At 42.3% G+C, this 6,844-nt stretch carries 6 protein-coding genes; all 6 read left to right on the top strand.

What is annotated here, in order from left to right; translation table 11 throughout:
• The first annotated feature begins 355 nt into the window (after window positions 1-355).
• The 6 genes from VN379_RS18765 to VN379_RS18740 all read left to right on the top strand — a co-directional run bounded on the left by VN379_RS18765 (window position 356) and on the right by VN379_RS18740 (window position 6,730).
• Entirely contained in the window at window positions 356-2,848 is a 2,493-nt protein-coding gene (locus VN379_RS18765; RefSeq protein ID WP_325536632.1) for an ATP-binding protein, read from the top strand.
• Window positions 2,826-3,587 (top strand): response regulator, encoded by a 762-nt coding sequence (locus tag VN379_RS18760; RefSeq protein ID WP_325536630.1) that lies wholly within the window; start codon window positions 2,826-2,828, stop codon window positions 3,585-3,587. Before VN379_RS18765 ends, VN379_RS18760 begins: the two co-directional genes overlap by 23 nt.
• Window positions 3,588-3,706: 119 nt before the next feature.
• Window positions 3,707-3,940, top strand: a complete 234-nt coding sequence (locus tag VN379_RS18755; protein ID WP_325536628.1) for a FeoA family protein — start codon at window positions 3,707-3,709, stop codon at window positions 3,938-3,940.
• A 12-nt stretch (window positions 3,941-3,952) separates the two neighbouring features.
• The gene (locus VN379_RS18750; protein ID WP_325536626.1) at window positions 3,953-4,165 is read left to right on the top strand and encodes a FeoA family protein; all 213 of its coding nucleotides are present in this window, start codon (window positions 3,953-3,955) and stop codon (window positions 4,163-4,165) included.
• A gap of 27 nt (window positions 4,166-4,192) precedes the next feature.
• Window positions 4,193-6,568: a ferrous iron transport protein B gene (feoB, locus tag VN379_RS18745; RefSeq protein ID WP_325536624.1), complete on the top strand. Its 2,376-nt coding sequence runs from the start codon at window positions 4,193-4,195 to the stop codon at window positions 6,566-6,568.
• 21 nt (window positions 6,569-6,589) lie between these two features.
• Window positions 6,590-6,730 (top strand): hypothetical protein, encoded by a 141-nt coding sequence (locus VN379_RS18740; RefSeq protein WP_325536622.1) that lies wholly within the window; start codon window positions 6,590-6,592, stop codon window positions 6,728-6,730.
• Window positions 6,731-6,844 lie beyond the last annotated feature (114 nt).

The following is a 6,844-nucleotide window of genomic DNA, read 5'->3' as shown; positions in this document are numbered from 1 at the left end:
AGAATAAGGTCTGGTATTGGCAGTATCACTGGAACCTAACGAATGCTTCTCAGAATAAATTAACCTTGCATTGTGCAAGGTTTTTGTCTTAATTTAATGTGAATTCGGTGTTGATAGTTTCTTGCGTTAATTCATCGCTTAGTTGGCAACAACTGGTTTTACTATTGCGATTAGCCATAAAACTAAAAATAGCAATTAAGGAATGTTATGGAAAAAGTTATTGACAGGAATTTTAATGTCTGTAATAATATAAACAACATATGATAATAATTATCATTCCAGATGAAGGCGAAATAGTTAAGCCCAGTGTTTACATACTACTAACCGGGTTTAGATGATGAAGGTGGGAACGCGATTGACTATTAAAACGAGATTGCTTGTTATTTCGCTATTTTTTGGGTTGCTCCCCATTGTGGTTATGGTTATGGCAGGAAACCAAGCGGGACTAAGTACGAATCGTGATTTTCAAAATACCATGGCGATAGCGTTGATGGTGACGGTTCTTGTAGGATTACTTATGCCGGGGCTTATCAGGTATTGGTTTTTCTCTAATCAGATTCAAAAAATGAAGGAGTTTTGCCAGCAGGTAAAAGCGGGCCGTTATGACGTGCTTTTGAATGTTCCTGCTGAACGCAATACTGAAGATAATGAAAATGAGTTAATTGATTTGATGCGGGATATGAATTGGATGGTTCACAGAATTAAGGTGAATGAGTCCGAACTCAGACAGGTAGTTAGCGATCTTGAGAAATCACAGGCTGAGATTCAATTACAAAAAAAAGAGTTAGAAGAAGTAAACGCGGCCCAATTGGTAGTACAGCATCAATTGCAGGGGCGGACACTGGAATTAACGGAAGCAGTTGCAAAAGTGCGTAATTTATTAGATAACGCCGGGCAGGGTTTCCTTTCTTTTGGTGAAGACTTAAAAGTGGCCGGTGAGTATAGTGCCGAGTGTGTCATGATTTTTAACCAGGAAATACAGGGAAAATTGGTTCCTGGGTTATTATATCCGGAGGATAAAGGGCAACAGGTTTTCTTGACGGCGTTATTTAAAAAGATTTTCCAGGAAGATAATGCTTTTTTACGAGAGAATTATTTTTCTCTGTTACCAGAGGAGTTGCAATTTGCTGAGAGCTATATTCAAATATCATATAAACTAATTAATCACCCTGTTGACCTAGAACGCAAAGAGATATTAGTGATCCTAACAGATATTACTCAACAACGGGAAATGGAAAAAAAGATTCAAGAAGAGAAAAATGTACTGTCAATGGTTGTACGAGCTGTCACTCATTATCAGGAGTTTAATAAAGCGATGAAAGAATATGAGCTATTTTGCCGGGAAGAATTGCCAGAGCTCTTATTCTCACAAGAGGCGGCAGTCCAAAAATTAAATACTGTTTTTCGGGCTGTGCATACCTGGAAAGGTACATTAGGACAGCTAGGGATGTGCCGCGTGGCGGCGGGTCTGCACGAATTGGAGTCAGATTTAGCAAAATTACGGGATGAAAAAAACGGACATATTGACCAGGCAGACCTGGTGACGTGTTTTGTAGCCTATCAGCCTGAGACGTTGTATAGCTGGTTAGAACAAGAGCTAATACAATTAAAAAAGATTTTAGGGGATCAGTTTTTCTTGCAGGATGAGACGATAGTTATTGAAAACTGCAAACTGCAGCAATTAGAGGAGAAAATTCAACGCTCACTTTCCAAAGATCAAGCCCGTATCTTTATTGCTGAATTGCAGCGCTTGCGGTACAAACCTTTTGGTGATTTATTGAACATGTTCCCTGAATACATAGCTAATGTAGCCTTAAACCAAGGTAAAGAAATCAGTCCTTTGATAATAAGCGGTACAAAGACACTGGTAGACCCGGTAAAATATCATGATTTTACTAAATCGCTGGTGCATGTTTTCCGTAATGCGGTAGCACATGGCCTGGAGACACCGGATGAACGCCTGGAGGCAGGTAAGGAGATTGCGGGCCGCATTACTTGCAATATAGAAGAAGACCGGGGAAATCTGGTGGTGACAATTGCTGATGATGGAAGAGGTATTGACGAAACTCTTATCAGAGAATTTGCTGTTGTTAAGGGGATATGCACCGAGACTGCGGCCTGTAGTTTAACAAATGATGAAGTTGTGCAGCTGATTTTTGCAGACGGTTTTTCCAGTGCTGCAACAGCCAACGAATTATCTGGCCGGGGCGTAGGTTTGTCTGCTGTAAAATACGAGATTGAAAAACTTGGTGGACATATTGAGATTCTAACCGAAGTGGGAAAAGGGACGCAGTTTATCTTTATTGTGCCGCTGTCAGTTGGCGAATGCGAGGCTGAGTTTGACGTTTCTCATTTTGGCGAACAAGTAATTAGTCAGGCTAAAAATTTCTTGAAAAATGAATTTGGTATTCTATCAGAGGCAATCGGTACAATGGAGACAAGCCCAGGGATTGTAAACATGCGTAATATTTCAACCTTTATTGATGTCAAGGGGGCTTTTGCCGGAAGGCTAATGATAAGCGCTGATGAAGCTTTAGTTAAGCGGCTTGCTGATTGTTGCCTAAAAGACTCATCCATTGATGCCTATGAGGAAATCTGGTTAGAGAGTGCATTTGCTGAGTTTTTTAATACTACAGTCGGCAATTCACTGCAGCAATTGCCCAGTTGGCAAGAAGGGATTGATATTGGAGCGCCGGTTACAATTTGGGCTGAAGGTGCTTCTGCGAAATACAGAGAGGCAGCTATTTATTCCTGGAAGTTGAATACTGACTTAGGGAAAATACAGCTTAGCTTAATTTCATTCATGGGAAAGGGTGGAGATGAGAATGGCACGTGTGTTAGTTGTTGATGATGCTTTAATGATGCGCAAAACAATTGGGACATTTTTAATAAGAGCCGGCCATATGGTGGTGGACGAGGCGGCGAACGGCGAACAAGCAGTCGCAGCCTATAAAAAACATCTTCCGGATTTGGTAACAATGGATATAACCATGCCGGGTGTGGATGGGATTGGTGCTTTGGAGCAAATTATGGCTTTTGACCCAGGTGCCAGAGTCGTTATGGTTAGTGCCCTCGGCCAAAAACATAAGGTATTTGATGCGTTGCAGCATGGAGCAAAAGGCTATATTTTAAAACCGTTTACTGAGGAAAAACTGCTATCAATTATTAACGAGTTGTTAGGTGCAACAACCAGTGGTTCAAGTGCTATTGGGGCTGAGCCTACCGCAATGAGCGCTCACGAAAAACCATTAACTGCAAAAATGGCGTTTGCTGTTGATAATGATGCAAACAACGCTAGAATTACTACGTTACGAGATTTTACCGCAGTTGATTTCGACGATTTGACGAAAGCTGTAGAGGGGATCATGTTAGGTCGACCGGACAGTATTACTTTTGACTTTTCGTGTGGCAATGCATTGCATAGCAAGAGTGCCCCTATTTACAGGAGAATCATAGAGACGGTTATTGCCTCTGGTTATGTATTGAAAATAGTATGCTATACGCAAGACTATACAACTTACTTCCGGAGTTTCCCCGGTTTGCAGGATATTGAATTTGAACTTGTAAAAAAACGGGGCGTGCTATAGTTTTCTCAGCAGATATATGTTATTATAGTGATAATGATTATTAATGTCATAATATAGCTTATCCAGCAGGTAATGCAGATAAGCCGGTCATATGTGAGAATGATGAGGAGGATTTACACATGGTTAAATTATTAAGTGAGTTGACACCTGGAGAACGAGGCACAGTTGCTAAAATTCATGGTAATGGGCCTATACAACGGCGCATTATTGATATGGGGGTAGTGATTGGGTCAAAAGTGGAGGTTCAAAAATTTGCTCCGCTTGGTGATCCGATGGAAGTTAAAGTACTGGGCTTTAATCTTTCCTTGCGTAAGGTCGAGGCCCAAAATATTGAGATTAAACTGAGTGAATAAGGAGTGGTGAAAATGCCAATTCATAATGCTGTTCCAAGTCAGTTAATGATCGTAACTGCATTGGGAGGCCCACGAGAGGTGCGGTCACGCCTTACTGATCTTGGCTTTACACCAGGAACGCCGGTCTGCGTATTAAGCCGTACCAATGAATCTGTCATTGTTAAAGTTCGAGGCAGTCGAATTATGTTAAACAATTCCCTGGCTTGCAACATTGCAGTAAAATAGGGAGCAGAGAGAAGGAGGAAAATTACGTTGGAAAATAGTAAAGTGAGCATTGCGCTGGCTGGTAACCCCAACTCAGGCAAAACAACGATATTCAATAGTGTGACCGGGGCCAGACAACATGTGGGCAACTATCCCGGGGTAACTGTTGAAAAACGTGAAGGATTTCGGAAGTTTAAGGATCATGAATTATTGGTGGTTGATTTGCCGGGAACATACAGCCTGACGGCTCATTCACTGGATGAACTGGTAGCCCGTAACTTTATTGTTCAGGATAAGCCTGATGTTATTGTGGATATCCTGGATGCCGGCAATTTGGAACGGAATTTGTATCTTGCGGTCCAATTGTTGGAACTTGAGCGGCCGGTGGTAATAGCTCTTAATATGGCCGATGTTGCTGAGAGTATGGGAACAAAAATCGATGAACAAGTGCTGTCACGCAAACTGGGGGCACCTGTGGTCCGCACTGTTGGCAATCGGCATACCGGGTTAGATGATCTTTTAACGGCTGCGATAAAGGTGGCCGGGGAAAAAACACAGAAATCTTTTGTTATTAGTTACGGTGATCAGGTAGAAGGTAAAATTACTGAGATTAGTAATTTACTGGCTGAAGTACGGCATGAGCTGAGATATCCTCAACGCTGGCTGGCTTTGAAATTGCTGGAAAACGACACAGAAATAGTCAATTCGATAAAGCAATTGCCTGATGGCACGCGTATTTTAACAGTCGTCGAGGCAGCCCGGAAAAGTGTGCAGGATACATATGGCATGGATCCGGAACTGGCTATTGCCAATCTCCGGTATCAGTTTGTTGGAGCGTTATGCAAGGAAGTTATTACCTCCAAACGAGAAGATGAATTAACGGCTTCTGATAAGATTGACAGGATCTTAACAAATCGTATGTTTGGCTTGCCAATATTCCTTGGACTTATGTGGTTATTATTTAACTTTGTATTTACTGTAGGTGCCTATCCGCAGGATTGGATTGAACAAGGCATGACTGCGCTTGGTGAATGGGTAGGCCAAACAATGCCTGACGGTGATCTAAAATCACTGATTGTTGATGGAATAATCGGTGGTGTTGGCGGAGTTATTGTATTTTTACCTAATATCATCATACTATTTTTGGGGATTGCCTTGCTTGAGGATACTGGTTACATGGCCAGAGCGGCATTTATTATGGATAAGGTTATGCATGCTGTAGGTCTGCATGGTAAGTCATTTATCCCATTATTATTAGGATTTGGTTGTGGTGTGCCGGCGATTATGGGGACACGTACCCTGGAAAACCCGCGTGACCGCCTGGTAACGATTCTGGTGACGCCGCTTATGAGCTGTAGTGCGCGGTTGCCTGTATATACCCTCCTTATCGCTGCATTCTTTAATGAAAGCGTTGGGGGCACGGTTCTGTTTTCCATCTATATCATAGGTATAGTTCTAGCTATCATAATGGCACGTATTTTCCGGAGTTTCTTATTTACTGGCGAACCAGAGCCTTTCGTTATGGAATTGCCACCTTATCGTATACCTACCCTGCAATCCATTCTGATGCATATGTGGGAGCGCAGCGTACTGTATTTGAAAAAAGCTGGTACCATAATTTTGGCAGTTTCTATTCTAGTTTGGTTTATGGTAAATTACCCTAATAATGTCGATTTTAGTAAAGACTATGAAGCTTTGACTGCTCAGGCAGAAGCTGGTTTTAGTCAGCAAGTGGACGAGGAAATTACTAAGCCTTTAAACATAGGCGCGATTGAAGAAAATAAAGACTTAGAAACGTTAATTGCAGATCTGACAGCAGTGGAAGAAGAGTTTGGGGAAAAAACTGAGGGTCTTGCAGAAGATAGTGCGGAACTGGCAGAACTAACAGCTGCTAAAGAAGATAAAATAAAAGAGTTAGAAGCAACCAATCCTGAATTGTACCCAGTGGCTGCCCGTTACTTAGAGCTTAAAGGCGAAAGTGATGAGCAAGTTGCAGCCTTTGAAAAAGAGCAGGCCCATGAGAAACTGGAAAAGAGCTATGCTGGGCAGATGGGCAAGTTTATTGAACCGGTAATTAGACCTCTTGGACTCGACTGGCGGTCAGGTATTGGTTTAATAGCCGCCTTTACAGCGAAAGAAGTTTTGGTTAGCACAATGGGAACAATCTATAATGTGGGCGAAGGTGACGAAGGTTCGGTTGCTCTGCAGCATGCGTTGGCTAGTGACAGCAGCTTTACCCCGTTAACTGCCTATACCTTGATGGTCTTTGTGCTTATCTATTCGCCTTGTCTGGCCGCGTTAGCGGTTATCAAACGGGAATCAAATTCCTGGAAATGGCCTGTATTTACCGCCGTATACACAACGGCCCTGGCTTGGGTAATGTCCTTCCTGGTTTATCAAATTGGAACATTAATGGGCTACTAAGAAACAAAAGGAGTGATTGAGATGGATACGATGGCTGTATTCGTGGTTGGTTTAGTTGCGGTTGGCTATATAGCCAAGATAATCTGGCGGGAAATGCATGGTGAATCGCAATGCCATTGCTCTGGTGGCTGCGGATCCAGCTGCCATAAACAAGAGAAATAGCAATAAACAGGCAGGAAAAGAGCCCCCAACTTGTACAGTTGGGGGCTTTTGCATAGGCAAAATAGAAAGCATAATTTGGCAAATATATTGACAACTATTGGTATCAATAGTATC

This window comes from Sporomusa sp., from assembly GCF_035561255.1.
Taxonomy (GTDB): Bacteria; Bacillota; Negativicutes; order Sporomusales; family Sporomusaceae; genus Sporomusa.
Note: the sequence above shows the minus strand (reverse complement) of the source record. Positions and strands in the feature narration are given on the sequence as shown.